We start from the raw sequence: 26,610 nt of genomic DNA, 5'->3' as shown, positions 1-26,610 counted from the left end.
CCCCAGGCACGTACGGAGCGAGCCCATGCCGACGCGAATCTCCTGCCAGGTGCGCGAGAAGTCGCCCGTGACGGAGGTCCGGCTCGCCGGCACCCTCGACGTGGAGACCATGCGGTCCGTGCACACCGTGCTGCACCGGTGTCTGACCGCCCAACCCGACGCGCTCGTCGTCGACCTGGCCGAGGTGACCGTCCGGGACCGGCTGGCGCTCTCCGTCTTCGCCGCCGCCGCGCGTGAGGCGGCGGACTGGCCGGCCGTCCCGATGGTGCTCTGCGCCCCACCGCCGCAGGCGGCGACCTGGCTGGCCGAGTCCACCGCCTGCCGGGTGCTGCCGGTCTGCCGGGACCGCGCCGAGGCCACCCGCCAGGCGGACGCGAGCGCCGCGCCCCGGTTGCGGACCCGGCTCCAGCCGGTCGCGGACGCCTGCCGTCGGGCCCGGGAGCTGGCCCGGGACGCCTGTGGGCGGTGGAACGTGCCGGAACTGGTCGGCCCGACCACGCTGGTGCTCAGCGAACTGGTGGGCAACGTGGTCCGGCACGCGGGCACCCCGATGCAGGTCACCCTGACGCTGCGCCGGCCGTACCTGCACGTCGCGGTGGTGGACGGCAGCCGGGCCGCCGCCCGTCCCGCCAACCCGGACCACGGGGCCGAGGGCGGGCGCGGGCTGCTGCTGGTCCGGGAGTTGACCCAGCGCTGGGGCAGCTCCCTGACCGGCGACGGCAAGGTGGTCTGGGCGATGCTTCCCGCCGTGTAGCATTACGCCCAATTTCACCCTTCTCACCTGGTTTCATAGGGAGAGCGACGGGTAGCCATGCCCGTCCTATCCGGCGCGCGGGCGGGGTGAGAACCGGTATGACGACATCGACCACCACGGGGCCGGAGCGGGACCGGGGACCGGCGATCCTCGCGCCGGCCCGGTTCGGCGGCTATCCGGGCCCGGTCCGACCGGCGTTGCCGGGCGGAAAGCTGATCCGCTTCCTGGCCACCACCGACCACAAGCAGATCGGGCTGCTCTACCTGCTCACCTCGTTCGGTTTCTTCCTGGTCGCCGGGGTGCAGGCCATGCTGATCCGGGCGGAACTGGCCCGGCCGGGCATGCAGTTCCTCTCCTCCGAGCAGTACAACCAGCTCTTCACCGCGCACGGCACGGCGATGCTGCTGCTCTTCGCCACCCCGGCCGCGTTCGGCTTCGGCAACTACCTGGTACCGATCCAGATCGGCGCGCCGGACGTGTCGTTCCCCCGGCTGAACGCGCTGGCCTACTGGCTCTACCTGCTCGGCGGGCTGATGGTCTTCGGCGGGTTCCTCAACCCCGGCGGCTCGGCGGACTTCGGCTGGACCGCCTACGTACCGCTGAGCCGGGTCGAGCACTCCCCCGGGGTCGGCGCGAACCTGTGGGTGATCGGCCTGGTGATCTCCGGGCTCGGCACCATCCTCGGCGCGGTCAACCTGATCGCCACCGTGCTCACCCTGCGCGCCCCGGGCATGACCATGTTCCGGATGCCGATCTTCACCTGGAACATGCTGCTCACCAGCGTCCTGGTGATCCTGGTCTTCCCCCTGCTCGCCGCCGCCCTGCTCGCGCTCGCCGCCGACCGCCTCCTCGGCGCGCACGTCTTCGACCCGGACACCGGCGGCCCGATGCTCTGGCAGCATCTCTTCTGGTTCTTCGGGCATCCCGAGGTGTACATCATCGCGCTGCCGTTCTTCGGCATCATCACCGAGATCATCCCGGTCTTCTCCCGGAAGCCGATCTTCGGCTACAAGGGGCTGGTCGGCGCGACCATCGCGATCACCATCCTGTCGATGACCGTCTGGGCGCACCACATGTTCGGCACCGGCCAGGTGCTGCTGCCGTTCTTCAGCATTCTCAGTTACCTGATCGCGGTGCCCACCGGGGTGAAGTTCTTCAACTGGATCGGCACCATGTGGAAGGGGCAGCTCACCTTCGAGACGCCCATGCTGTTCGCGGTCGGCTTCCTGGTGACGTTCCTGCTCGGTGGCCTGACCGGGGTGCTGGTGGCCTCCCCGCCGGCCGACTTCCACCTCACCGACACCTACTTCGTGGTGGCCCACTTCCATTACGTGCTCTTCGGCACGGTGGTCTTCGCGCTCTTCGGCGGCTTCTACTTCTGGTGGCCCAAGATGACCGGTCGCCTGCTGGACGAGCGACTGGGCAAGGCGCACTTCTGGACGATGTTCATCGGCTTCCACGGCACGTTCCTGGTGCAGCACTGGCTGGGCGCGGAGGGGATGCCCCGCCGGTACGCCGACTACCTGGACACCGACGGCTTCACCACGCTGAACACGGTGTCGACGGTCTTCTCGTTCGTCCTCGGCATCTCCACCCTGTTCTTCATCTGGAACGCCTGGAAGTCCTGGCGGTACGGGGCGCTGGTCACCGTCGACGACCCGTGGGGCTTCGGCAACTCGCTGGAGTGGGCGACCACCTGCCCGCCCCCGCTGCGCAACTTCGACCGGATGCCCCGGATCCGCTCCGAGCGGCCCGCGTTCGACGCCAAGTACGGCACCCTGGTGGCCGACCTCGGCCGCGACCTGCCGCAGCGCTCCACCCGCCCCCCGCAGCACCTGCGGGAGGAGATGCACCACGAGCGACACGCACCGGAGTCCCCGAGCGCCGCAGGCGCGCAGGGTGCCCAGGAGGCCGCCGACTACCATCCGGCACCGCAGTCCGGAGCCCGCCCCGTCGAGGTGCCGGACCCGGACGAGGTGCTCCGTCCCAGCTTCGAGGGGACCGACGAGCCGACGAACCCGTTCGGCTCCCAGCAGGAAGCCGGCGGCAACGACCGCTGGCAGCACCCGCGCGGCCCCGACGAGCAGCCGCCGCCGGAGCGCTGACCGCCCTGTCGGGCGGCGCCCCGGCGACCGTCGGGCCGCCGCCGGTGGGCGTCCGGCCGGCGGTGGCCGCGCCGCTGTCGGTCAGCGGCGTGGTACGGCGGCGGACGCGAGCCCGGCGGCGGTGAGCGAGCGGCGTACCGCCGGCTGCGCCCCGGTCAGCCGCAGCGGCACCCCGCTGCGCTCGGCGGCGTCCCGGCCGGCCATCAGCGCGGCGACGCCACCGGCGTCGAACCCGCCCGCGCCGTTCAGCTCGACCACCACCTCGCGGGGCTGGCCGGTCAGCGCCCCCAGCACGGCCCGGCGCAACTGGTCCGCGCCGTCCCGGTCCACCTCGCCGCCGACCTCCACCACCACCCGGTCACCGGCGTGCTTCACCGCGATCCGGGTACGCCCGCCGTCGGCCTCCGCGCCGTTGTGCCACGGTGGCGGGGTGTCGGCGAGCATCGCCTGGCGCAGCCAGGTCAGCGCGCGCGACAGCAGCCGGGAGACGTGCATCTGGGAGATGCCGAACCGCGCCGCGATCTCCGCCTGGGTCTGGTTGCCGTAGAAGCGCATGGCCAGGATCCGCCGCTCCCGCCAGGGCAGCCGGTGCAGCAGGCCGCTGACGGTGACCCGGTCGTCGATCGACTCCAGCGCGTTGTCCGACTCCCCCACCAGGTCGCCGAACTCCGCCGAGCTCTCGCCACCGACCGGCGCGTTCAGCGAGGCCGGGCTGTACCCGGCCGCCGACTCCAGCGCGGCGAGGATCTCCTCCTGCGGCGTCTCCAGCCGCTCGGCCAGTTCCGCCACCGTCGGCGTACGGGACAGTTCACTGGTCAGGGCGGCGGTGGCCTGGCCGACCTCCAGGATCAGGTCCCGCAACCGGCGGGGCACGTGCACCCCCCAGGTGCGGTCCCGGAAGTGCCGCTTGATCTCTCCCACGATGGTGATCGCCGCGTACGCGGTGAACGAACCGCGCTCCGGGTCGTACCGGTCGACCGCGTTGACCAGCCCCAGCCGGGCGACCTGCTCCAGGTCCTCCAAGGGCTCGCCCCGACCCCGGTACCGGCGGGCCAGCCGGCCGGCGAACGGCAGGGCGAACCGGACCAGGTCGTCCCGGGCCTCCTGTCGCCGTTCGGGCGGAAGGCCCTCGATACGCGCCGCGTAGGCCAACGCGGCCGAGTCGAGGTCCTCCAGGCCCCGGTCGGTCGGTGACGGGGTGGTTGTCGTGGTCTGTCCGAACATCCGCGCCTCCCTCGGGAAGGTCCCCGCCCCCTCCGCACGCCGGCCACCGGCGCGACGAGGCGCCGCACCGGATGCGGTAAGGGCGGAAGATAGGAATGCCGACGGGCGACAACAGCATGCCGCGCGGCCTGTGCCGACCGGGCCGTCGCAGCCAGCGGTGCTCCCGCTTCTGTAGGTACTCAACCACGGGACCACCGGGTCACGAGGATGTTTCGGCAGGCTGCCCCGACTGGCTACCGGCCGGGGCGCGGACCGGCCCCGGCGGGCGGGGTGGACGTGACGCGGCTGGCCGCTGCCGACCGGCGGGACCGGAGAGGCCGGCGGGACCGGGCGGGCGGGTCAGCCCACCAGCAGCCCCTGGGCGGTGCCGCTGTCGCGCAGCGCGGCCAGCGCCGCGTCCACCGCCAGCGGCGGCGGGACCGGCAGGTCGTACGGCTGGTTGCGGAGCACCTCGGTGGCCCGGCGGGTGGGCACCGAGGTGACCGGGTAGCCGCGCGCCGCGGTGCGGTCCAGGGCCCGCCGACGGCGGCCGAACGCGGCGACCGCGAGCCACTGGGGTAGTCCGGCCAGGGCCGGCGACGGCACGCCCGGCGGTTCCGGCAGGACGTCCACCGAGGTGAACGGCTCGCTGCCGGCAAGCCACCACTCGGCCGCGGCGACGCTGCGCCGGGCCGCGTTCTCGCACCAGTACGGCACCAGCCCGGCCCGGACCACCTGCCAGGGGTCGAGCAGCCGGCCGCACTCCACCACCAGCCGGTCACCGGTCTTGCCGGCGGCGCGCAGCCAGCCCCGGTACAGGTCGGCGGTCGCCGCGCTGAGCGCCTCGGGCTGCGGGAAGAGGACCCGGTGCAGCGGATGGCCCCGGCGGCCGGTCCACTCCCGGATTCCGAGCTCGAACCCGGCCTCGACGGCGTTCTCGGCCGGTGCCCGGGCGTAGGACACCTCCGGCGGTTCCCACCGGGAACGGTCGCCCCCGGCGGAGCGGAGGACCTGACGCAGCGCCGGACTGTCCGCGTGGAAGTCGACCGGGTCGAGACCGCTGGCCGGGCAACCCACCTGGAAGCTGTGCCCCCGGCCGTCGTCGCGGACCGGCCAGGTGCGGGCGTCCCGCAGCAGCAGCACGGACGCCTCCGGCTCGAGCCGGTTGGCCAGGAACCGGGCGTACGCGCGCGGCAGGCGTTGCCAGCGCACGCCGAGCGTCACCGTCGCCCCGGCCAGCACGCCCCGGCTGGCCGGGCAGTGGACCTGGCGGACGTGCACGTCGGTGTTGCCGCGCAGCAGCCGACCGGCCAGCGCCGCGCCGTGGTCGTGCGCCGCCCGGGGATGGTCCACCGCGCCGTCGGTCCAGCGAGCGGTCATCTCGAAGCCGGCGGGCAGCCACGGCACACCGAGCGCGACGGCGAGGTGCACGGCCGCACCGTGCGCCGAGCCGAGGACCACACCCGGGTACCGCCGCCGGGGGTACTGGTCGACGAACCAGCGGGCCACCCGTTCGGCGTCCACCTCGGCGGCCTGCTCCACCGGCAGCGCCACCCGGGCGGCGGTCCGGGCGACGGCCGCGCGGCGCACCGTTTCCGGCGCGCCGGGGAACCTCGCCAGGGTGGGCGGGTGACCGAGGTCGGCGCAGTCCGTCCCTTGCAGCGCCCGGGCGGCCACCGCCACCAGGACCCGGGCGGTGCTGCCGGCCGCCACCGCCCGTTCACCGGCCGGACCGGTGCCGTCGGCCGGCAGCCCGGTCCGCGTCCCGCGTTTCGGCCCGACCGTCCCTCGTTCGCTCACCACGCGGCCCGGCTTCCCGTCCGGATGGGGTTCAAACGGGAGGTCCGCCACCGGGCGGGGGGATTCAGCGGGTGCTGGTCCTTCGGTGGGTCACCGGCCCCGACGGGCGGGGCGCACCCGCCGTCCCCAAGGGCCCTGCCTCGCGGCTCGTCGGCGAGCGGGACGGTCCGGGGCGGTTCCGGCGGGTTTCGGGCCCTGCGCGGCGGGCATCCCCGTGCCATGCCTGACGACCCGACCTCCGCTGCGGCGGGCGCCACCATCACCGCCTATCCGGACGGACCACTGCTGGTACGGGGCGACTTCGCCCTGGTGACCCCCGAGGGGCGCACCATCGAGACGCGCCGGGGGACGGTGGCGCTGTGCCGGTGCGGGCAGTCGGCGTTGAAACCGTTCTGCGACGGCACGCACAAGGTGGTGGACTTCCGCACCGGCTGAGCGGCCCGCCCCACCCCGCCCGTCCCGGGCGTCCGAGTCGGGTGGGCCGCCGGGCGGGGTCGGCGGAGTGGGCGGGACGGGCCAGGAAGGGGAGCACCGGGCGGGCCGGGGCGGGCGAGGGCCGGGGGGAGCCGGCCCGGACGGGGTCAGGCCGCCAGCGGCACCTCGTCGGCCGCTGTCGGGCGCAGCGAGCTGCGTCCGGCGGTCCAGTTGGTGAGCAGGTGCGTGGCGAAGAGCCGGTCCACGGCCAGGCAGGCCGCCGCGCCGAAGAGCACGTCCGCGGCACGGGCGGGCTCGGCCCGGACCAACCCGCCGCAGAGGTCGTGCACGGCGATCTGCTCGTGCACGGCGTCGGCCTCGACGTGTTCGTCGTAGAAGCGGGTGGCCACCTCGTCGAAGCCGAGCCGGCGCAGCCCGTTGCCGTACCGGCGGTTCGGCAACGAGGAGGTCATCTCGAAGGCGGCCAGGTGTCCCACCAGCGCCCCGCGCAGCCGGCGGTGCAGGCCGAAGAGGGAGATCACGTTGGTGGTCGCCAGGGTCACCGCCGGCACCGCGTCGAGGTGCGCGGCGTAGCCGGTGTCGAGATCCAGCCGGTCCAGGGTGAGCCGGAACAGTTCGGCGTGCATGCGCTCCGGCCGGCCACCGCCGTACTCGTCGGCCTGGATCTCGACCAGGGCGGCCTTGACCGCGCCACCGAGCCGGGGGATCGCCCAGGAGTGCGGGTCGGCCTCCTTGAGGTGGTAGATCGAGCGGTGCGTGACGAACTCCCGGAACTGCGCCAGGGTGGCCCGCCGGTGCAGGGTGGCGGCGAGCGACGGGCCGTCGTCGGCCCGGGTCAGCGCGACCAGCGCCGCCGGCAGGGCGGCCGGCTCCACCACCGCCGGCAGCGGGCCGACCAGCCGCCGCAGCGCGGCCTCGAACCGCCGTTCGAGGCGGGCCCGGAGGGCGAGCAGCGACGGCTGCCACTCCCACTCCTCGTCCACCCCGGCCCAGCCCCGGTAGTGCAGCTCGTAGCAGAGGAACAGGCTCAGTTGCAGGTCCTCGTCGGTGAGCGGGTCGACCGCGTCGCAGTCGAGGTGCGCCGGGAGGTCGTGCGGCGGCTCACGCCACGCGGCGACCAGGGCGGCCGAGACCGGGCCACGGGCCCGGGGCAGCGGCGCCGGGCCGTGTGGGGCGGCGGGGTCGGACATGGTGCCTCCCTGATCGACTGCGCCGGTAGATGCCCAGGCCGCTGCCGCCTAAACGGCCCCGCCCCCGCCACGGGCGCGTCCGCCCGGATCCGCCCGGCGGCGGGGCCCGGCCTGCCGCCGCGGGCGGGGGCGGGAACGGGATGGTCAGGCCCGGCCACGGCCGGGCGTGCCGGCGTCCACGTAGCGCAGCACCGCGCCCACGCCGTCGGTCAGCTCCGGGGCCTCGTCCGGCCCCAGCACGGTCACCGCCGCGTCCGTGCCGACCAGGGCCCGCACCAGCGCCGCGTCGGCGCGTACCCGCTCGGGGTGGTCGACGGCCATCGCGGTGAGCTGTCCCGGATCGGTGGCGATCTCGGTCGGCTCCGGACCGATCCAGAGTTCGTCGGTGGAGGACGGGTCGTCCACGATCAGCATGGTGTCGACCTGGTCGCGTTGCAGCGCGCCGACCACCGCGTCCAGGCCCGCGCCGACGTCCTCCTGGACACCGAACCGGTCCAGGGTCTCCTGGATCCGCCGGTCGGCCACCTCGGCGACGGCCTGCACCGTGACGTCCTCCATGGCCGTGGGGTCCGCGCCGTCGGCCCGCTCTCCGGCGTCGGTGCGGACCAGTCGGTCCTGCCACCGGGCGGGCAACTGGGCCGCGATCACCCCGGTGGCCCGGACGTCCCCGGCGAGGATCACCACCTCCGCGCCGACCCGCTCCGCCAGCGTGACCGCCGCCGCCGCGGCGTCGCCCGCGTTGTGGTGCCACGCCTCCATGGCGGCCCGCTGGTAGCGCGACTGCGACCAGCCGCCGGGCTGCACCCGTCGGATCTGGTGCCGCGCCGCGCCCCGCACGCGCGTCCGGCGCGGTACGCCACCGGCGCTGACCGCCACCGCGTCGGCGCCGGTCCGGTCGGCCAGCACCCGCACCCAGGCGACCTGCTCGCCCCGCTGGGCGAGCAGGGGCATCGTGTGCGGCAACGGACCGTACCCGGCCAGGTCGCGCACCGGTGGCGCGGCGAGGTACTCGGTCAGCGCCACCCGCCCCCGACTCGCGAAGGCGGCCAGCCCGTAGTCCCCGGGCAAAGGGTCGTGTTCGGCGACCATCCGGTCCAGGGCCGCGACCGTCTCCGGATCGGCTCCCTGGTCGGTGAGTCGGGCCGCCAGCCCGCGCCACCGCACCTCCAGCGCCTTCCGCGCGTCGTGGGTGTCCCGGGAGGCGTCCAGGTAGACCGAACACCACGGTCCGGGACGGTCGTAGAGCGGGTTCAGGAAGGACAGGTCCATGCTCGACCCCTTTCCGGCTCGGCCCCGCGCTTACCCGCACCGCTCGGGATGTCACCTCGACCGGCGCCCGGCCGGCACCCGGCGGCCGGACGCGCCGTGAGCCCGTTCACTCATGTCGTTCAACCCACCCGACGGATACGATCGGTGCACAGAACAGGACTTTCGGTGGTGACCATGGACAGCGACCTCCGCCGCCCGCGGATCCTCCGCCCGACCGGCAAGATCTTCACCGGGCGGGTGGTGCGCTTCATGGACGGCTACACCCGGGAGATGCGGGTGGGGCAGCCGATCCTGGTGGTGGTGATGACCGCAGCCGGCCTGACCCAGGCGCTGACCCTCCTGGTGCGGACACTGCTCAAGGCCGGCACCGGCGGGCCGGCCCGGCGCAGCTTCAAGGAACTCAAGAAGGGGCCGGAGTTCCTGGTCACACCGATGCGGCTGCGCGACGCCGACGGCCAGCTCTACGAGGTGGAACTGCACGGCCACCTGGCCCAGAGCGCCGTGCACCCCGGCGACCACGTCCAACTCACCCTCCGCGACCAGGGCGACCCGGACCTCCCGCCCCGGATCGAACGGATCGTCAACATCACCACCACCCAGTGGCTGACCCCCCGGCCGCCGACGGTCTGGTCCCACCTCGGGCCGCCGCTGCTGCTCCAAGCGTTCGTCGGGATGCTGCTGGTGGCGCTGGTCGTGGTCTGGTTGGTCGCCATCTGAGCCGGACGGGTTTGCCGGCCGGGACCGGCGGGCAGGCAACCGGAGCATGTTCCCCGGTTTCACACTGACCGAGATCGACGTCGGGCCGGTACGCCTCCGGGTCCGGCACGGTGGGTCCGGCCCGCCCGTGGTGCTGCTGCACGGCCACCCCCGTACCCACGCCACCTGGCACCGGGTGGCGCCCCGACTCGCCGACCGGTACACGGTGGTCTGCCCGGACCTGCGCGGCTACGGGGGGTCGAGCAAGCCGCCCACGACGCCCGACTCCGCGCCGTACGCGAAACGGGCCATGGCCGGCGACGTGGTGGCGCTGATGCGGCGGCTCGGACACGAACGCTTCGCCGTGGTCGGCCACGACCGGGGATGCTACGTGGCGATGCGTACCGCGCTGGACCACCCGGACCGGGTGACCCGCCTCGGCGTGCTCGACGGCGTGCCGATCGGCGAGGCGCTGTCCCGCTGCGACGCCCGGTTCGCCGCCCGCTGGTGGCACTGGTTCTTCCTCGGCCAACGGGACAGGGCGGCGGAGCGCGTGATCAACCTCGACCCGGACGCCTGGTACGGCGGCTCGCCGGAACAGATGGGCGCGGAGGCGTACGCCGACTACCGGCAGGCCATCCACGATCCGGCCACGGTGCACGCGATGTGCGAGGACTACCGGGCCGGCCTCGGCCCGGACCGGGCCGCCGACGACGCCGACCGGGCGGCGGGACGGCGGATCGCCTGCCCGGTGCTGTTCGTCCACTCCGAACGCGACGACCTGGCCGACCTCTACGGGGACCCGGCCGCGATCTGGCGGGACTGGGCGGACGACGTCTCCGCGACCTCGATCGACTGCGGGCACCACATGGCCGAGGAGGCACCGGAACGGCTCGCCGCCGAACTGGCCGCCTTTCTGGCCCGATGAGCGTCGTGCCGGGTCACCCGGTCGCCGTCCGGGGTCAGCCCACCGGAGCCGGGGTACGGGTCGGCCCGGCGGCCGGCGCCAGCCGGCCCCGCCGGCGGGCCCACCGCTCGAAGGCCAGCGTCGCGAACGGCGGGACCGCGCAGGCCAGGGCCACCAGCGTGATCCCCCAGCCCCACCGCTGCTGGCGGGCGACCAGCAGGGTCAGCAGGCCGTACGCCATGAAGAGCGCACCGTGTACCGGCCCGAAGACCTGCACACCGATCTCGTTGCCGGGTGGTCCGTACTTGACCGCCATCCCGACCAGTAGGCCCAGCCAGGAGCACGCCTCGGCGACGGCCACCGCCACGAACCACCGGGTCACCTTCTCGCGCACGCGCTCTCCCCTCCCGCGCGGGCCATGTTAGGGGCCGCAGTGGGTACAACGACATACGGGTGACCCTGGCGCGAGCCGGATCACGTCGAACGGCGGTGGGCGGGAAAGGGACCTCCGACCCTTTTCCGTACCGCCGGCACATGCGAGGTTGGAAACACCAGGGTGACAGGGTGGTGACCATGGGCGAGGACGTCGGGGTACGGACCTTCACACGGGAGGACCGGGCCCGGTATCGGGAGAAGGTCCGCCGCTGCCTCGACGTCTTCGCCGAGATGCTGCGGGAGTCGCGGTTCGAGTCGGATCGTCCGACGACCGGCGTGGAGATCGAGCTCAACCTGGTCGACGAGGCGTCGATGCCGGCGATGCGCAACGCCGACGTGCTCGCCGCCGTCGCCGACCCGGACTTCCAGACCGAACTGGGCCAGTTCAACGTGGAGATCAACGTCGCGCCCCGGCGGCTGGTCGGCACCGGCACGGCCGAGTTCGAGGAGGCCGTCCGGGCCAGCCTGAACGCGGCGGAGGAGAAGGCCCGCACGGTCGGCGCGCACATGGTGATGATCGGGATCCTGCCGACGCTGCGGCCGGAGCACCTCACCGCCGAGACCCTCTCGGCGAACCCGCGTTACCGGCTCCTCAACGAGCAGATCTTCGCCGCCCGGGGCGAGGACCTGCGGATCGCCATCAACGGCGTGGAGCGGCTGGCCATCACCGCCGACACCATCACCCCCGAGGCCGCCTGCACCAGCACCCAGTTCCACCTCCAGGTCAGCCCGGCCCGGTTCGCCGACTACTGGAACGCCGCCCAGGCCGTCGCCGGGGTGCAGGTGGCGCTGGGGGCCAACGCGCCGCTGCTGTTCGGCCGGGAACTGTGGCGGGAGACCCGGATCCCGCTGTTCGAGCAGGCCACCGACACCCGGGCCGAAGAGATCAAGGCCCAGGGGGTACGCCCCCGGGTCTGGTTCGGGGAACGCTGGATCACCAGCGTCTTCGACCTGTTCGAAGAGAACGTGCGGTACTACCCGGCGCTGCTGCCGATCTGCGACCCGGAGGACCCGGCCGAGGCGCTCGCCGCCGGCGACGTGCCCCGGCTGGCCGAGTTGCGGCTGCACAACGGCACCGTCTACCGCTGGAACCGGCCGGTCTACGACGTGGTGCGGGGCCGGCCGCACCTGCGGGTGGAGAACCGGGTCCTGCCGGCCGGGCCGACCGTGCTGGACACCGTCGCCAACGGCGCGTTCTACTTCGGCCTCGTCCGGGCGCTGGCCGAGTCGGACCGGCCGCTGTGGTCACAGATGTCGTTCAGCGCGGCCGAGGAGAACTTCCACGCCTGCGCCCGGCACGGCATCGACGCGCAGGTCTTCTGGCCGGGGCTGGGCTACCTGCCGGTCACCGAGCTGGTGCTGCGGCGGCTGCTGCCCCTGGCCCATCACGGCCTGGACCGGTGGGGACTGGACCCGGCGGAGCGGGACCGGCTGCTCGGCGTCATCGAGGGCCGCTGCCTGACCGGGCGCAACGGGGCGACCTGGCAGGTGGCCACCCTGCACCGGTTCGAGAGCGAGGACCACGTCGACCGGCCGGAGGCACTGCGCCGGATGCTCGGCCACTACGTCGACCTGATGCACAGCAACCGGCCCGTCCACGAGTGGCCCCTGCCCTGAGCCCCCCGACCGACCCGGGAGCACACGACCCGGACCCACGGCACCGACCCGGGAGCACACGACCCCCGGGGACGGCCGAACGGGAACGGGCGGCACCGGACGCCGGGGCCGGCCGGGCGGCGCAGGCGCGGTCCTCACCAGGGCGACGGGTCGTCGCGGAGCCGGCTGTAGAGGTATCCGTCGCGCCACCGCCCGGCCCGGAACTCGCAGGCCCGGAGGACGCCCTCGAACTGGAATCCCGCCCTGGTCAGCGCCGCCTGCTCGGCGACGTTCTCCGGCTGGGTGCCGGCCTGGATGCGCTGGACCGGGGTGTGCGTGAACAGGTAGTCGCAGAGCATCGCCTGCGCCCGCCAGCCGACGCCGCGCCCCCGCCACTCGGGCAGCAGGGCGATGCCGATCTCCCAGTGCCGGGCGGATCCCCCGTACGAGCCGGCCCGGAAACTGACGAAACCCGCCGCTACCTGCCCCGTGTCGCCGCTCCCGCCGGCGTCCGCCGGCCGGTCCTCCGGCGCGCCCCCGGGCTCGGGGTCGGCGGGCTCCCTGCCGAGCCGCCCACAGTCGACCTCGACGGTCAGCCGGCCGTCGTCGGCGCCGAGATAGCCGTCCACGGCGAGCCGCCGGGCCGGGGTTCCCGGGTCCCGGAAGCCGGCCCAGTCCGGGCCGATCAGCCCCGGCTCGGTGAGGAACCGGCGGAACATGGCCAGGTCGGTTTCGGCGACGGGACGGAGCCGGACGCCGAGCCAGCCGGAGCCGCTCACCGGGTGTGCCCGCCGGTCGCCCGGCGCACCCGACCGGCGACCCGGCGCAACGGCTGGTAGGCCGGGCAGGACACGAGACGGACGTCGATCAACAACATCATGTCGTCATCCTCGCATCCAGCTGCACCGGACCGGAGACCGCGATCGAGTCGTTCAGAGCGCCACGATCGCCGCCGTCTCCGCCGGTAGCTCCACGGCGTCGCGCATCACGGTCACGCCGGTGCCGGTGGCGAGCAGGACCTGGCGGACCACCCCGGGCAGGTTGACCCGCTGCGCCCGGTCGGCCAGGTTCGCCACTACCAGGCACTCCCCCCGCCGCACCACCAGGAACCGGTCGCCGTGGCGCACGTCGACCCGGTCCAGGCGGGGGTCGGAGAGTTCGGGTCGGGCCTTGCGCAGCGCGATCAGCCGGCGGTGGAACTCCAGCGTCTCCCGGTGCTCGGGCTTGTCCCGCTCGGCCCAGTCCAGCCGGGACCGGGCGAAGGTCTGCGGGTCCTGCGGGTCGGGGACCTCCCCCGCCGGCCAGCCGTGCGCGGCGAACTCCCGCCGCCGGCCGGTGACGACCGCGGCGGCCAGTTCGGGCTCGGGATGGCTGGTGAAGAACTGCCACGGCGTAGTCGCGCCCCACTCCTCCCCCATGAACAGCATCGGGGTGAACGGCGCGGTCATCAGCAGGGTCGCGCCGACGCGCAGCAGTCCCGGGGAGAGGGTCGCGGAGATCCGGTCGCCGGTGGCCCGGTTGCCGATCTGGTCGTGGTTCTGGAGGTACGCCACGAACCGGTGACCCGGCACCCGCTGCCGGTCGACCGGTCGGCCGTGGCTGCGGTTGCGGAAGCTCGACCAGGTACCGGCGTGGAAGAACGCCCCGGTGAGCACGGTCTCCAGGCACTCCAACGAGCCGAAGTCGGCGTAGTAGCCCTGCCGTTCCCCGGTGAGCAGGGTGTGCAGGGCGTGGTGCGCGTCGTCGTTCCACTGCGCGTGCAGACCCAGGCCGCCGGCCTCGCGCGGGGTGATCAGCCGGGGGTCGTTGAGGTCGGACTCGGCGATCAGCGACAGCGGCCGGCCGAGGTGGGTGGCGAGCGAGTCCACCTCCACGGCCAGCTCCTCCAGCAGCGGCGTCGCCCGGTCGTCGGCGAGCGCGTGCACCGCGTCCAGCCGCAGGCCGTCGACGTGGTAGTCGCGCAGCCACATCAGCACGCTGTCGGTGATGTACCGGCGTACCTCGTCGGAGTGCGGGCCGTCCAGGTTGACCGAACGCCCCCAGGTGTTGCTGCCCTCGGCCAGGTACGGCCCGAAGCGCGGCGCGTACGCCCCGGAGGGGCCGAAATGGTTGTAGACGACGTCGAGGATCACCCCCAGTCCCCGGCGGTGTGCCGCGTCGACCAGCCGTTTCAGGCCTTCCGGGCCGCCGTAGGCGTGGTGCGGGGCGTACCAGCAGACCCCGTCGTAGCCCCAGTTGTACTCGCCGTTGAACGCGTTCACCGGGAGCAGTTCGATCATGTCGACGCCGAGGTCGACGAGGTGGTCCAGCCGGTCGACCACCGCGTCGAAGGTGCCCTCCGGGGTGAACGTGCCGACGTGCAGCTCGTACAGGACGCTGCCGGGCAGTTGCCGGCCGGTCCATCCCTGGTCGGACCAGGCGAAGGCGGCGTGGTCGTAAACCCGGCTGGGCCCGTGCACGCCGGCCGGCTGCCAGGGTGAACGCGGATCCGGCAGGGCCCGGTCGTCGTCGTCGAGCAGGAACGCGTAGTCGGTGCCGGGCCCGGCGTCGGGCACCTCGGCCCGCCACCAGCCGCCCGGCGCGGCAGTCATCTCCCGGTCGGCGTCGCCGGTGATCCGCAGCCGGACCCGCCCGGCCTCCGGTGCCCACACGGTGAACTCGGTCATGACGCCTCCCCGGACTCGACGGGAGCGAGCAGCGCGACGGGATAGGTGCCGAGCAGGTCGGCCAGCGGCACCCGGTCGCCAGCGTAGACCCGCCCGGTGAACAGCTCGGTCATGTCGTGAACGGGAAGCGACACGCTCGTGTCGCCCCAACCGCCCCGGCGGTCCAGCCCCACCGGCAGCCGGGTGGCGACCGCGAGCGCGCCACCGGTGTCGAAGCAGACCGCGTGGGCGGCGGCCGGCCCGCGCGCCGTCACCGGCCGGTGGTCCCCGAAGAGGTCCGGCCGGTCCCGGCGCAGCCGCAGGGTCCGGGAGACCACCAGCAGCTTCGCCGCGCCGCCGACGTCGACCGGGGGCCGCCAGCCGGCGTCGAGGCGGGCCAGCAGGTCCCGGCGTACGGCGAAGTCGACCGGCCGGCGGTTGTCCGGGTCGACCAGGGAGTTGTCCCACAACTCGGTGCCCTGGTAGGTGTCGGGCACCCCGGGCATGGCGAGCTGGACGAGCTTCTGTCCGAGCGCGTTCGACCAGCCGGGCCCGGTGATCTCCGCGGCGAACCCGGCGAGCGAGGCGTGCAGCGCCGGGTCGTCGTACACCCGGTCGACCAGGTCGTGCAGGGTGCGCTCGAAGACCGGGTCCGGGTCGGCCCAGCTGGTCGAGGCGGCGGCCTCCCGGGCGGCCTTCTCCACGTACGCGTGCAGCCGCTCGCGCGCGATCGGCCAGGCGCCGACCACGGTCTGCCAGAACAGGTGGGCGAAGGCCGGGTCGGGCAGCGGCGCCTCGGCCAGCCACCGGCCGACCCGCTCCGCCCAGCGCTGCGGCAGCTCGGCCAGGACGGCGAGCCGGGCCCGCACGTCCTCGCCCCGCTTGGTGTCGTGGGTGGAGAGCGTGGTCATCGCGGCCGGCCAGCGGCGCAGCCGGGCGGTGGCGAAGCGGTGGAACTCCTCCGGCGGGGTGCCGAAGTGCGCGGGACTGCCACCGACCTCGTTCAGCGCGACGAACCGGCTCCACCGGTAGTAGGCGGTGTCCTCCACCCCCTTGGCCATCACCGCGCCGGTGAACTGCGGGAAGCGTCGGCCGAGTTCGTCCTCCGGGTCGCGCAGCCGGGCGGTGAGCGCGTCCAGGACGCCGGTCAGGTCGGGCCGGCGCCGGCCCGCCTCGGCGCGGGCGGCGGCCAGGTGCCGGGCGCCCTCGGGCGGATAGCCCCGGTAGACCGGGAAGCAGGCGGCCAGCTCGGCGAGGGCGGCGCGGGCGTCGGACCGGTCGATCTCGGGGGCGAGGGCGGCCAGTCGGGTCAGTTCGGCGGCGAGCAGCCGGGTGGCGGCGGCCAGCTTGGTGTCGTGGATCAGCTCCGGCCAGGAGGTGACGGTGCCGGTGAGCCGGGTGTCCAGGGCGGTGAAGTCGCCCTCGGCACGCCGGTCGACGAAGAGGCCGCAGACCGCGGCGAGCGCCTCGTAGCCGGTGGTGCCGTCGACCGGCCACTCCGGCAGTTCCTCGCCGTACTCGAGGATCTTCTCCACCAGGAGCCAGGCGGCGGGGGCGGCGGCCCGCAGGCGGGCCAGGTAGGCGGCCGGGTCGCGCAGCCCGTCGGGGTGGTCGACCCGGATGCCGTCGACCTCGCCGGCGGCCACCCAGCGCAGCACCTCCGCATGGGTGGCGTCGAAGACCTCCGGGTCCTCCACCCGCAGCCCGGCCAGGTCCGAGACGGCGAAGAACCGCCGGTACGTCAGCTCGGCGTCGCCGCGCCGCCAGGAGACCAGCTCGTAGTGCTGCCGGTCGTGCACCTGGGCGGGGCTGCCGTCCCCGGTGCCGTCGGCGACCGGGAAACGGTGCTCGTGGTAGCGCAGTTCCCCGTCGACCAGCTTGAGGTCGCCCAGGGCGTCCGGGGTGTCGGCGAGCACCGGCAGCAACAGCCGACCACGGTCCCAGTCGATGTCGAACCAGCGCGCGTACGCCGAGTCCCGGCCCCGGCGCAGCACGTCCCACCAGGCCGGGTTGGCCTCCGGTCGGGCCACCCCGGCGTGGTTGGGGACGATGTCCACCACCAGGCCGAGCCCGGCGGCGCGCAGTGCGGCCACCAGTCGCCGCCGGGCGGACTCGCCACCGAGTTCCGGGTTGACGGCACGGTGGTCCACCACGTCGTAGCCGTGCGCGGAACCGGGGGTGGCGGTCAGCAGCGGCGCGCTGTAGAGGTGGGAGACGCCCAGGTCGGCGAGGTAGCCGGCGAGGTCGGCGGTGGCGTCGAGGTCGAAGCCGGGGCGGACCTGCACCCGGTAGGTGGCACCGACCGGACGGCCGGGCGGCGGGGCGGCGGAGTCACGTCTCGTCGGCATCAGACCGTCCTCTCCAGGACCACCAGGGAACGGTCCGGCACCCGCAGGGTGCCGCCCGCGCCGACCACTGTCGGACCGTCCGGATCGGGATCGGCGGTGCTGATCACGCACTGCCACTTCTGGCCGAACTCGCCGCCGGGGAGGGTGAACTCCAGCGGGGCGTCGTGGGCGTTGAAGCAGAGCAGGAACGAGTCGTCCCGGTGGCGCTGACCGTACTGGCCGCGTTCGCGGATGCCCTCGCCGTTGACGAAGAGGGTCACCGCGCGGCCGAAGTCGTTGCCCCAGTCGTCGCCGTTCATCTCCCGCCCGTCCGGGGTGTACCAGGCCAGGTCGGGCAGGGGCTGCTCGGCGGTCCGACCGCCCACCGGCAGGCCGGTGAAGAACCGGCGGCGGCGGAACACCTGGTGCCGGGCCCGGAAGTCGGTCAGCGCACGGACGAAGTCGAGCAGCTGCTCGTCGACGTTCTCCCAGTCGATCCAGGCCAGCTCGCTGTCCTGGCAGTAGGCGTTGTTGTTGCCGTGCTGGGTGCGGCCCAGCTCGTCGCCGTGGCCGATCATCGGCACGCCCTGGGAGAGCATCAGGGTGGCCAGGAAGTTGCGCCGCTGCCGGGCCCGCAGGGCGAGCACGCCCTCGTCGTCGGTGGGGCCCTCGACCCCGCAGTTCCAGGACCGGTTGTGGCTCTCGCCGTCCCGGTTCTCCTCGCCGTTGGCCTCGTTGTGCTTGTCGTTGTAGGCCACCAGGTCGGCGAGGGTGAACCCGTCGTGGCAGGTGACGAAGTTGATGCTGTGGAACGGCTTGCGCCCGTCGTCCTGGTAGAGGTCGGCGGAGCCGGAGATCCGGGAGGCGAACTCGGCCAGGGTGGCCGGCTCGCCGCGCCAGAAGTCCCGGACGGTGTCCCGGTACTTGCCGTTCCACTCCGTCCAGACCGGCGGGAAGTTGCCGACCTGGTAGCCGCCGGGGCCGACGTCCCACGGCTCGGCGATCAGCTTGACCTGGCTGACCACCGGATCCTGCTGGACCACCTCGAAGAAGGTGGAGAGGCGGTCCACCTCGTAGAACTCCCGCGCCAGGGTGGCGGCGAGGTCGAACCGGAACCCGTCGACGTGCATCTCCTGCACCCAGTACCGCAGCGAATCCATGATCAGTTGGAGCGAGTGCGGGCTGCGCACGTTCAGGCTGTTGCCGGTGCCGGTGTAGTCGACGTAGTAGCGGCGGTCCTCCTCCGACAGGCGGTAGTAGCTGGGGTTGTCGACGCCCTTGAAGCTGAGCGTCGGCCCGAGGTGGTTGCCCTCGGCGGTGTGGTTGTAGACCACGTCGAGGATCACCTCGATGCCGGCGGCGTGCAGCGCGCGGACCATCCCCCGGAACTCCTGCACCTGCTGCCCCAGCCGGCCCAGCGCGGAGTAGCCGTGGTGCGGGGCGAAGAAGCCGACGGTGTTGTAGCCCCAGTAGTTGCGCAGGCCCATGTCGGCGAGGCGGTGGTCGTGCACGAACTGGTGCACCGGCATCAGCTCGATCGCGGTCACCCCGAGCCGGGTCAGGTACTCGATCATCGGCGGCGAGGCGATCCCGGCGTACGTGCCGCGCAGCTCCTCGGGGATCCCCGGGTGCCGCATGGTCAGCCCGCGCACGTGGGCCTCGTAGATCACCGAGTGGTGGTACGGCGTCCGGGGCGGCCGGTCGTTGCCCCAGTCGAAGTACGGGTTGACCACGACCGACTTGGGCATGAACGGCGCGGAGTCGGCCTCGGACATCCGGTCCGGCTCGCCCAGTTCGTAGTCGTAGACCGCCCGGTCCCACTGCACGTCCCCGTCGATCGCCTTGGCGTACGGGTCGAGCAGCAGCTTGTGCGGGTTGCAGCGCAGCCCGTTCGCCGGGTCGTACGGCCCGTGCACCCGGTAGCCGTACCGCTGCCCCGGTTCGATGCCCGGGATGTACGCGTGCCAGACGTGGGCGTCGACCTCGCGCAGCCGGACGCGCCGCTCCGCGCCGGTGTCCCACTCGTCGAAGAGGCAGAGGTCGACCGCCTCGGCCAGCTCCGAGAAGATCGCGAAGTTGGTGCCCATCCCGTCGTAGGTGGCCCCCAGTGGATAGCGGTCCCCCGGCCAGACCTGCATGTCGCTCCTTCGGGCATGGTTCGGCTGCGGCGTCGTCACCGGCGGAGCCCGCCGACGCGCAGGCCGGTATTGCCCCGCGGCACCCCACGCCAATCCCTCCGGTGGACCCGTGTCCTGAAATACACCCGCTCGGGCGGCTTAAACCTGAAAGTGTCGCTGGTCACCTTCCACCCCGCTCGGGATGCGCGTTTCCCCCTGATGCCTTTTCCTTGGTGCGGGCGCGCGTGACCCGCGCGCCCGCACCCGGCCGTTCGGCCCACCAGCATCCCTTCTTTTCGACACCGCCGTCGGCGTGTGCCTTCCTGCCTGGACGGAGACCAACTGTGACGACCCCGCGGGTCGGCGAGCACCTCGCGAGCCCCTCGGACCGGCCCTGCCGGCCCACCCTCACCTCCCGCCCCCAGATCCCGCAGCCCGCCGGGTCGACATCCCGTCCGCGCCGCGTCCTGATGCTGTCCTGGGAGTACCCTCCGGTGCTCGTCGGCGGGCTCGGCCGGCACGTGCACGCCCTCTCGGTGGCCCTGGTCGCCGCCGGGCACGAGGTCACCGTGGTCACCCGGCACGCCGAGGGCGCGCCGCTGGAGGAGTACGCCGACGGCGTGCGGATCGTCCGCGCCGCCGAGGACCCGGTGACCTTCCCGCTGGCCACGGATTCGCTGCTGGCCTGGACGATGGCCTTCAACCACACCCTCACCCGGGCCGCGCTGCGGGCCGCCGAGTCCGGCGGGTACGACGTGGTGCACGCCCACGACTGGCTGGTCGCGCACACCGCGATGACCCTGCGCGAGCACCTGGACGTGCCGCTGGTGAGCACGATCCACGCCACCGAGGCCGGCCGGCACCAGGGCTGGCTGCCGGAGGAGATGAACCGCACCATCCACGGGGTCGAGCACTGGCTGAGCAACGAGTCCGGTCGGGTGATCGTCTGCTCCGGGTACATGCGCGACGAGGTCACCGGGCTGTTCGGCGTCCCCGCCGAGCGGGTCGACGTGGTGCCCAACGGGGTCGAGCCGCACCGCTGGCGGGCCCCGGTCGCCGCGGTCGCCGCCGCCCGCCGGCGGTTCGCCGGGGACGGCCCGCTGGTCACCTTCGCCGGCCGGCTGGTCTACGAGAAGGGCGTACAGCACCTCCTCGCCGGCCTGCCCCGGCTGCGGGACCGGCACCCCGGGCTGCGCGCCGTGATCGTCGGTGACGGCCCGTACCGGGGCGAGCTGGAGGCCGAGGTGCACCGGCTCGGGCTGGGCGGCACGGTCAGCCTGCCGGGCTTCCTCGGTGGCACCGACCTGCCCGCGGTGATGGCCGCCTCGGACTGCTTCGCGGTGCCGAGCATCTACGAGCCGTTCGGCATGGTGGCGCTGGAGGGGGCGGCGGCCGGCGCGCCGCTGGCGGTCGCCGCGACCGGGGGGCTCGCCGAGATCGTCGAGCCCGGGGTGACCGGCATGACCTTCCGCCCGCAGGACCCGGAGGGGCTCAGCGAGGCGGTCGACGCGCTGCTGTCGGACACCGAGCGCGCCCGGGTGCTCGCCCGCCGGGCCCGCGCCATGGTGCACGAGCAGTACGGCTGGTCGGCGATCGCCCAGCGCACCGTGGACAGCTACGCCACCGCCATCGCCGGCTCGTCGTCCTTCACCACCGGGCAGGCCGCCCTGCGCATGACGATCGGCCGGCCGGCCGCGCCGGTGTTCTCCGGCGGCAACCTGCTCGCCGCCGCCGGCCTGCGCTGAGGTGGTGGCCGGGGACCCCGGTCACCGCGTTCCGCCGGGCAGGGGGCCCGGCGACCACCACCGTGCCGGGCAGGGGGCCCGGCGACCACCACCGTGCCGGGCAGGGGGTCCGGCGACCACCACCGTGCCGGGCAGGGGGCCCGGCGACCGTCCGATGCGGGCCGGCCGCGCGACGATGGGCCGATCGTCGCGCGGCCGGTCCCGTCCGGACCTCCTGATCTGCCCTTACGATCTTGCATCCGCACTGGTCGACGCCGGTATGCATCGGACAGACTCGCAGCATCCGACCGGGACTAGGTCCGAGGGGGTTTCGGGTGCGGGTGCTGCTGGTGGAAGACGACCTGCGGGTCGCGGCGGGCCTCACCGCAGCGCTGCGGCGGCGGGGGCACGAGGTGGTCCAGGCGCTGACGGCCGCGGAGGCGGTGCGGGCCGAGCCGGTCGACCTCGTCCTGCTCGACATGAACCTGCCCGACCAGGACGGCCTGGAGGTGTGCCGGCGGATCCGCCGGGTCAGCGAGGAGGTCGCCATCATCGCGGTGACCGCCCGCGGCGAGGAGCACGACCGGGTGGCCGGGTTGCGGGCCGGCGCCGACGACTACGTGGTGAAACCCTTCTCGATGGTCGAGTTGCAGGCGCGCATCGAGGCGGTGATGCGCCGCACCACCCGCGCCGCCGGGACCGCCCGCGCCGCCACCGCCCTCCAGGTCGGCGACCTGCGCGTCGACCTCGACGCCCGGCGGGTCTGGCTGGCCGGCCGGGAGATCGGCCTGGCCCGCAAGGAGTTCGACCTGCTGGTGGTGCTGGCCCGGCAGGCCGGCACGGTGGTGTCCCGGGACCGGTTGCAGATGGAGGTCTGGCACACCACCTGGGCCACCCGGCACAGTCTCGACGTCCACGTCGCGGCGCTGCGCGGCAAGTTGGACGACGCCGGTCTGGTGGAGACGGTGCGCGGGGTCGGCTACCGACTCCGGGCCGGTTGATCACCGACCGTGACGGGCTCTGGTGCGGCAATCTCAGTTCATCCTCAAGAATCCCAGCTAGCGGCCCCATGGGCGGCCGATTGCGGGTGTGCTGTCGGTACCCCAGCCCTCCCTCCTGTTTGGAGATCCCCTTGAGATACAGACGGACCACGGCCGGTGTCTTCTCCACCCTCCTCGCCGTCACCCTCGTCGCGACGGCGCTGCCCGCCCAGGCGCACGGTCGCCCGGCGCTCGCCGCGGCAGCGCCGCAGGTGGAGCCGAACCAGGTCCGCGACCTGACGGTGGTCCAGGGCGACGGGTACGCCACCCTGGCCTGGACCCCGGTCGACGGGGCCACCGACTACCAGATCGAGCGGACCCCGGTCGCCGACGACGACACGGCCAGCGGGCCGTCGGTGATCAGCGGTGTCTGGCGGCCGAACCGTCAGATCAACAACTCCTCCCCCACCTTCGCCGATGCCGGCTTCGCCCCCGGCGGTCGGTTCCAGTGGCGGGTCCGCGCCCGTCTCGGCACCACCGCGCAGCCGTACTCGGTGCCGGTCGCCGGCACCACCAGGGCGCACTGGGGCGACCCGGACACCCCGGGTCAGAGCCTGCGCACCCAGTGGGAGACCACGCTGGGCGCGCAGTACACCAGCGACGTCGACGAGTACGCCTACACCGCGGCGGTCGACGGGCTGAGCGACCGGGTACGGGTGGTGGAGATCGGCCGCACCATCCAGAACCGACCGATCAACATGTTCGTCATCGGCTACCCCACCCCACCGGCGACGCCGGAGGCGGTGGCCGCGACGAGGCCGCTGCTGGTCAACTGCAACGTGCACGGCAACGAGCCGGGTGACCGGGAGGCCTGCCTCATCATGGCCCGGCAGCTGGCGTTCACCGACGACGCGGGCACGCTCGACCGGCTGTCGAAGACCACCATGCTGATCGTGCCGACGATCAACGGTGACGGCCGGGCGGCCAACAGCCGGGGCAACTCCACCGGGCAGGACCTGAACCGGGACTACTCCCTGATCCGCCAGCCGGAGACCCACGCCTTCGTGGAGATGGTCCGCGACTACCGGCCGATCGCCAGCTACGACGGCCACGAGTACGGCAACAGCAACACCGGTGACCTGCCGATGCTGCCGCCCCGGCACCAGAACGTGGCGCAGGGCATCTTCGACACCTCGCAGGACATGATCGAGGGGCACATGTACACCGAGGGGGCCCGGGACGGCTGGTGGGCCTGCCCGTACGGGTGTACCGGCGCGGGCGTGGGCCTGAGCGAGGAGACCATCCTGCGCAACACCCTCGGCCTGAAGAACGTGGTCAACTCCCTGCTGGAGCTGCGCAGCTCCGGTGGCCCGACCCGGCCGGACGAGGGCAACACCGCCAACAACCGCCGGCGCAAGACGTACTCCGCGCTGTGGACGTTCCACCAGTTCCTGACGTACCACGTGGCGAACCTCCCCGGCATCGCCAGGGCCCGCGCGGAGGGGATCACCTTCCAGTCCGCCAACACCGGACGGATCGTGTTCCGGGGCTCGCGCCCGATCGAGGCGTACCCGGCACCGCACCCGGGTGAGGCCCCGCCGCCGCTGGACGCCCCCACCCCGGAGCGGATCCTGGAGCAGCCGCCGTGCGCGTACCGGCTCACCGAGGAGCAGTACCACGGCGCGCGCAGCGACGGCCCGGCCGGCCGGCAGACCACGGTGGCCCAGCGGCTCGCCGCCCACGGCTGGAAGGTGATCAAGGTCGCCGGCGGGTACCTCGTCCCGCTGTCGCAGCCGGAGCGGGGTCTGGTGCCGCTGCTCCTCGACGGGCAGGCCGTCGAGGGCCTGGTCGACGGCGAGCGGATCGCGCCCACACTGACCGGCACCCACAACGGCCCGCTGACCGTCACCGGCGTGGCCTGCCTCGCGGGCGCCACCGTCCGGGGCCCGATCCGGGTCCAGCCGGGCGCCACCCTGATCCTCAACGGCGGCGCGATCTCCGGGCCGGTCGACGTCAGCGGCGCGGCCGGGTTCGTGCTGACCGGCAGCACGGTGCACGGGCCGGTCAACGTCTCCGGCACCCGGGGACCGGTGGTCCTGGTCGGCAACCGGATCAGCGGCCCGGTCACCGTGGTCAACAGCGCGGGTGCCGCCCCGCTGCTGGCCGGCAACACCGTCTCCGGCCCGCTGGGCTGCACCGGCAACGCCACCGCGCCGGTCAACCTGGAGGTCGGCAACTCGGTCAGCGGTCCCAGGTCCAGCCAGTGCGCACGGCTGTGAACCGCTGACCCTCGTACCGACGACCGTCGTACCGGCAGGCCGGTCCCCCGACCGGCCTGCCGGCGCCCCCTGGACGCCAGTGGAGTGGAGAATCCCGTGACCGACACCCTTCCCCGGGCCGCGACGCCGGCACCCCGCCGCGCCCGGCGGCGCGCCACCCCGCTCGCCGGGGTCCTCGCCCTGCTGGTCGCGGTCGCCGGGTGCACCGGCGGGGGCGACGGCGGTTCCGGTACGACGCAGGCCGACCCGCCGGCCGCGGTCACCGTGACCGGGCCGCTGTGCGACGTGCTGCCCTCGGGCACCGAACCGGGCAACCCGACCTCACTGGCCGGTCAGCCGGCCGACCGGGCCCTCCAGTGGATTCCCGTGCTCACCACCTTCGAGGCGGCGGTCCGCGCCAGCGGCATGGCCGCCGAGCTGACCGGGACCCCGGGGGTGACCATCCTCGCCCCGACCGACGACGCGTTCGCGGCGAAGTTCTCCCGGACCAACCTCGACGAACTGCTCCTGAAGGACACCGCGACGCTGCGCGGGCTGCTGCGCGAGCACGTGGTCACCGGCGCGCTGCCGGTCTCCGGGCTGGTGGCCGCCGGCACGGTGACCACGCTCGCCGGCATCCGGCTGACCGTCACCGGGCAGGGGCAGGGCGCGCGGGTCGACGACGAGGCCGACCTGGTCTGCGCCGACTACCGGGCCGCCGGGTCCCGGATCCACGTCATCGACCACGTGCTGGGCAGCCTGCCCACCACCGCGAACGGCGACGACCACCCGGCGCACTGAGCGGGTACGCCCCGCGCCCGGCACGCCGACGGCCGCCGACCCGTGGGTCGGCGGCCGTCGTCGGGTCGTCGGGTCAGCGCTGCGCGAACGGCACGTAGTCCCGCTCGGTGGCACCGGTGTAGAGCTGCCGCGGACGGCCGATCTTGGTCTCCGGGTCGCCGATCATCTCGCGCCACTGGGCGATCCAGCCGGGCAGCCGGCCGAGCGCGAAGAGCACGGTGAACATCTTGGTCGGGAAGCCCATGGCCTTGTAGATCAGGCCGGTGTAGAAGTCCACGTTCGGGTAGAGCTTGCGGGAGACGAAGAAGTCGTCGGCGAGGGCGATCTCCTCGAGCTGCATCGCGAGGTCGAGCAGCGGGTCCGGCTTGGCCATCCGGCCGAGCACGTCCTGGGCGGCCTTCTTCACGATGGCGGCGCGCGGGTCGTAGTTCTTGTAGACCCGGTGGCCGAAGCCCATCAGCTTGACGCCGTCGGCCTTGTCCTTGACCTTGCGGACGAAGGACTGCACGTCGCCGCCGTCGGCCTGGATGTGCTGGAGCATCTCCAGCACCGCCTGGTTGGCGCCGCCGTGCAGCGGGCCGAAGAGCGCGTTCACCCCGGCCGAGACCGAGGCGAACAGGTTGGCGTTGCTGGAGCCGACCAGGCGGACGGTGGACGTCGAGCAGTTCTGCTCGTGGTCGGCGTGCAGGACGAAGAGCATGTCCAGCACGCGCGCCATCACCGGGTCGACGTCGTACGGCTCGGCCGGCACCCCGAAGGTCATCCGGAGGAAGTTCTCCACGTACCCGAGCGAGTTGTCCGGGTAGAGCATCGCCTGTCCGATGGACTTCTTGTACGCGTACGAGGCGATGGTGGGCACCTTGGCCATCAGCCGGACGGTGGACATCTCGACGTGCTCGCCGTCGAACGGGTCCAGGCTGTCCTGGTAGAAGGTGGAGATCGCGCTGACCGCCGAGGAGAGCACCGCCATCGGGTGCGCGTCGCGCGGGAACCCGTCGAAGAAGCGCCGCATCTCCTCGTGCAGCATCGAGTGCCGGCGGATCCGCTGGCTGAAGTCGTTCAGCTGGGTTTCGGTCGGCAGCTCACCGTAGATGAGCAGGTAGGAGACCTCCAGGAAGGAGGACTTCTCGGCCAGTTGCTCGATGGGGTAGCCCCGGTACCGCAGGATGCCCGCGTCACCGTCGATGTAGGTGATCGCCGAGGAGCAGGCGGCGGTGTTGACGAACCCGGGATCGTAGGTGACCAGTCCGGTCTCCTTCAGCAGCTTGCTGGCCCGGATTCCGGCGGGGCCTTCGACCGCGGACTGCACCGGCATCGAAAGCTGCCCACCGGGGTGATCGAGCTTGACTTCCGTCATCTGTCCCTCGC

Annotated in this window: 20 protein-coding genes; 10 read left to right on the top strand and 10 right to left on the bottom strand. The window is 73.5% G+C overall.

The window, feature by feature from the left end; genetic code table 11:
• The first annotated feature begins 25 nt into the window (after nt 1–25).
• Nucleotides 26–754: an ATP-binding protein gene (locus AB0F58_RS14210; RefSeq protein ID WP_357142513.1), complete on the top strand. Its 729-nt coding sequence runs from the start codon at nt 26–28 to the stop codon at nt 752–754.
• A gap of 98 nt (nt 755–852) precedes the next feature.
• The gene (gene ctaD / locus AB0F58_RS14205; protein WP_357142512.1) at nt 853–2,859 is read left to right on the top strand and encodes a cytochrome c oxidase subunit I; all 2,007 of its coding nucleotides are present in this window, start codon (nt 853–855) and stop codon (nt 2,857–2,859) included.
• 81 nt (nt 2,860–2,940) lie between these two features.
• On the opposite strand, the gene AB0F58_RS14200 is transcribed toward ctaD, so the two are convergent.
• On the bottom strand, nt 2,941–4,083 hold the full coding sequence (locus AB0F58_RS14200) for a SigB/SigF/SigG family RNA polymerase sigma factor (protein ID WP_357142511.1): 1,143 nt from the start codon (nt 4,081–4,083) through the stop codon (nt 2,941–2,943).
• Nucleotides 4,084–4,422: 339 nt separating this feature from the next.
• On the bottom strand, nt 4,423–5,814 hold the full coding sequence (locus AB0F58_RS14195; protein WP_357142726.1) for a hypothetical protein: 1,392 nt from the start codon (nt 5,812–5,814) through the stop codon (nt 4,423–4,425).
• Nucleotides 5,815–6,081: 267 nt separating this feature from the next.
• On the opposite strand from AB0F58_RS14195, the gene AB0F58_RS14190 reads away from it, so the two are divergent.
• A complete protein-coding gene (locus tag AB0F58_RS14190; RefSeq protein WP_357142510.1) occupies nt 6,082–6,297 on the top strand; it encodes a CDGSH iron-sulfur domain-containing protein in 216 nt (71 codons plus the stop codon).
• Nucleotides 6,298–6,443: 146 nt separating this feature from the next.
• On the opposite strand, the gene AB0F58_RS14185 is transcribed toward AB0F58_RS14190, so the two are convergent.
• Nucleotides 6,444–7,487 carry an iron-containing redox enzyme family protein gene (locus tag AB0F58_RS14185; RefSeq protein WP_357142509.1) on the bottom strand — a complete coding sequence of 348 codons (1,044 nt, stop codon included), beginning with the start codon at nt 7,485–7,487 and terminating at the stop codon, nt 6,444–6,446.
• A 144-nt stretch (nt 7,488–7,631) separates the two neighbouring features.
• Nucleotides 7,632–8,756, bottom strand: a complete 1,125-nt coding sequence (locus AB0F58_RS14180; protein ID WP_357142508.1) for a Vms1/Ankzf1 family peptidyl-tRNA hydrolase — start codon at nt 8,754–8,756, stop codon at nt 7,632–7,634.
• A 165-nt stretch (nt 8,757–8,921) separates the two neighbouring features.
• On the opposite strand from AB0F58_RS14180, the gene AB0F58_RS14175 reads away from it, so the two are divergent.
• Together AB0F58_RS14175 and AB0F58_RS14170 are read left to right on the top strand one after the other, a co-directional pair.
• Complete coding sequence (locus tag AB0F58_RS14175) at nt 8,922–9,473, top strand: hypothetical protein (protein WP_357142507.1); 552 nt, start codon at nt 8,922–8,924, stop codon at nt 9,471–9,473.
• Nucleotides 9,474–9,519: 46 nt separating this feature from the next.
• The gene (locus AB0F58_RS14170) at nt 9,520–10,380 is read left to right on the top strand and encodes an alpha/beta hydrolase (RefSeq protein ID WP_357142506.1); all 861 of its coding nucleotides are present in this window, start codon (nt 9,520–9,522) and stop codon (nt 10,378–10,380) included.
• A 34-nt stretch (nt 10,381–10,414) separates the two neighbouring features.
• On the opposite strand, the gene AB0F58_RS14165 is transcribed toward AB0F58_RS14170, so the two are convergent.
• A complete protein-coding gene (locus AB0F58_RS14165) occupies nt 10,415–10,753 on the bottom strand; it encodes a DUF3817 domain-containing protein (protein ID WP_357142505.1) in 339 nt (112 codons plus the stop codon).
• Between the two features lie 179 nt (nt 10,754–10,932).
• Here AB0F58_RS14165 and AB0F58_RS14160 point away from each other — a divergent pair, with 179 nt between their 5' ends.
• The gene (locus tag AB0F58_RS14160; RefSeq protein ID WP_357142504.1) at nt 10,933–12,411 is read left to right on the top strand and encodes a glutamate--cysteine ligase; all 1,479 of its coding nucleotides are present in this window, start codon (nt 10,933–10,935) and stop codon (nt 12,409–12,411) included.
• A 134-nt stretch (nt 12,412–12,545) separates the two neighbouring features.
• On the opposite strand, the gene AB0F58_RS14155 is transcribed toward AB0F58_RS14160, so the two are convergent.
• The 4 genes from AB0F58_RS14155 to glgX all read right to left on the bottom strand — a co-directional run bounded on the left by AB0F58_RS14155 (nt 12,546) and on the right by glgX (nt 19,500).
• Complete coding sequence (locus tag AB0F58_RS14155; protein WP_357142503.1) at nt 12,546–13,169, bottom strand: GNAT family protein; 624 nt, start codon at nt 13,167–13,169, stop codon at nt 12,546–12,548.
• Between the two features lie 153 nt (nt 13,170–13,322).
• Nucleotides 13,323–15,056, bottom strand: coding sequence for a malto-oligosyltrehalose trehalohydrolase (gene treZ, locus AB0F58_RS14150; RefSeq protein ID WP_357142502.1), 1,734 nt, complete (start codon nt 15,054–15,056; stop codon nt 13,323–13,325).
• Nucleotides 15,053–17,383, bottom strand: coding sequence for a malto-oligosyltrehalose synthase (gene treY, locus AB0F58_RS14145; RefSeq protein ID WP_357142501.1), 2,331 nt, complete (start codon nt 17,381–17,383; stop codon nt 15,053–15,055). The genes treZ and treY overlap by 4 nt, the downstream gene beginning before the upstream one ends.
• Complete coding sequence (gene glgX, locus AB0F58_RS14140; protein ID WP_357142500.1) at nt 17,383–19,500, bottom strand: glycogen debranching protein GlgX; 2,118 nt, start codon at nt 19,498–19,500, stop codon at nt 17,383–17,385. The genes treY and glgX overlap by 1 nt, the downstream gene beginning before the upstream one ends.
• Before the next feature lie 323 nt (nt 19,501–19,823).
• On the opposite strand from glgX, the gene AB0F58_RS14135 reads away from it, so the two are divergent.
• The 4 genes from AB0F58_RS14135 (at nt 19,824) to AB0F58_RS14120 (ending at nt 25,242) form a co-directional block, all read left to right on the top strand.
• Complete coding sequence (locus tag AB0F58_RS14135) at nt 19,824–21,224, top strand: glycosyltransferase family 4 protein (protein ID WP_357142499.1); 1,401 nt, start codon at nt 19,824–19,826, stop codon at nt 21,222–21,224.
• Between the two features lie 314 nt (nt 21,225–21,538).
• Complete coding sequence (locus AB0F58_RS14130; protein ID WP_357142498.1) at nt 21,539–22,204, top strand: response regulator transcription factor; 666 nt, start codon at nt 21,539–21,541, stop codon at nt 22,202–22,204.
• 131 nt (nt 22,205–22,335) lie between these two features.
• Nucleotides 22,336–24,462 (top strand): M14 family zinc carboxypeptidase, encoded by a 2,127-nt coding sequence (locus AB0F58_RS14125; RefSeq protein WP_357142497.1) that lies wholly within the window; start codon nt 22,336–22,338, stop codon nt 24,460–24,462.
• A 96-nt stretch (nt 24,463–24,558) separates the two neighbouring features.
• On the top strand, nt 24,559–25,242 hold the full coding sequence (locus AB0F58_RS14120) for a fasciclin domain-containing protein (RefSeq protein ID WP_357142496.1): 684 nt from the start codon (nt 24,559–24,561) through the stop codon (nt 25,240–25,242).
• A gap of 73 nt (nt 25,243–25,315) precedes the next feature.
• Here AB0F58_RS14120 and AB0F58_RS14115 read toward each other — a convergent pair whose 3' ends face one another.
• The gene (locus AB0F58_RS14115) at nt 25,316–26,599 is read right to left on the bottom strand and encodes a citrate synthase (RefSeq protein WP_357142495.1); all 1,284 of its coding nucleotides are present in this window, start codon (nt 26,597–26,599) and stop codon (nt 25,316–25,318) included.
• Nucleotides 26,600–26,610 lie beyond the last annotated feature (11 nt).

The organism is Micromonospora sp. NPDC023956 (genome assembly GCF_040639195.1).
Lineage (GTDB): Bacteria > Actinomycetota > Actinomycetes > Mycobacteriales > Micromonosporaceae > Micromonospora.
The sequence above is the reverse complement of the archived record's forward strand: the minus strand, read 5'-3'. Positions and strand labels throughout refer to the sequence as shown.

Excerpts from the sequence above, each read along its gene's own strand:
- treY (WP_357142501.1), bottom strand. The coding sequence starts at position 17,383 with ATGCCGACGAGACGTGACTCCGCCGCCCCGCCGCCCGGCCGTCCGGTC.
- AB0F58_RS14200 (WP_357142511.1), bottom strand. The coding sequence starts at position 4,083 with ATGTTCGGACAGACCACGACAACCACCCCGTCACCGACCGACCGGGGC.
- AB0F58_RS14170 (WP_357142506.1), top strand. The coding sequence starts at position 9,520 with ATGTTCCCCGGTTTCACACTGACCGAGATCGACGTCGGGCCGGTACGC.
- AB0F58_RS14185 (WP_357142509.1), bottom strand. The coding sequence starts at position 7,487 with ATGTCCGACCCCGCCGCCCCACACGGCCCGGCGCCGCTGCCCCGGGCC.
- AB0F58_RS14180 (WP_357142508.1), bottom strand. The coding sequence starts at position 8,756 with ATGGACCTGTCCTTCCTGAACCCGCTCTACGACCGTCCCGGACCGTGG.
- ctaD (WP_357142512.1), top strand. The coding sequence starts at position 853 with ATGACGACATCGACCACCACGGGGCCGGAGCGGGACCGGGGACCGGCG.
- treZ (WP_357142502.1), bottom strand. The coding sequence starts at position 15,056 with ATGACCGAGTTCACCGTGTGGGCACCGGAGGCCGGGCGGGTCCGGCTG.
- AB0F58_RS14160 (WP_357142504.1), top strand. The coding sequence starts at position 10,933 with ATGGGCGAGGACGTCGGGGTACGGACCTTCACACGGGAGGACCGGGCC.
- AB0F58_RS14210 (WP_357142513.1), top strand. The coding sequence starts at position 26 with ATGCCGACGCGAATCTCCTGCCAGGTGCGCGAGAAGTCGCCCGTGACG.
- AB0F58_RS14190 (WP_357142510.1), top strand. The coding sequence starts at position 6,082 with ATGCCTGACGACCCGACCTCCGCTGCGGCGGGCGCCACCATCACCGCC.
- AB0F58_RS14115 (WP_357142495.1), bottom strand. The coding sequence starts at position 26,599 with ATGACGGAAGTCAAGCTCGATCACCCCGGTGGGCAGCTTTCGATGCCG.
- glgX (WP_357142500.1), bottom strand. The coding sequence starts at position 19,500 with ATGCAGGTCTGGCCGGGGGACCGCTATCCACTGGGGGCCACCTACGAC.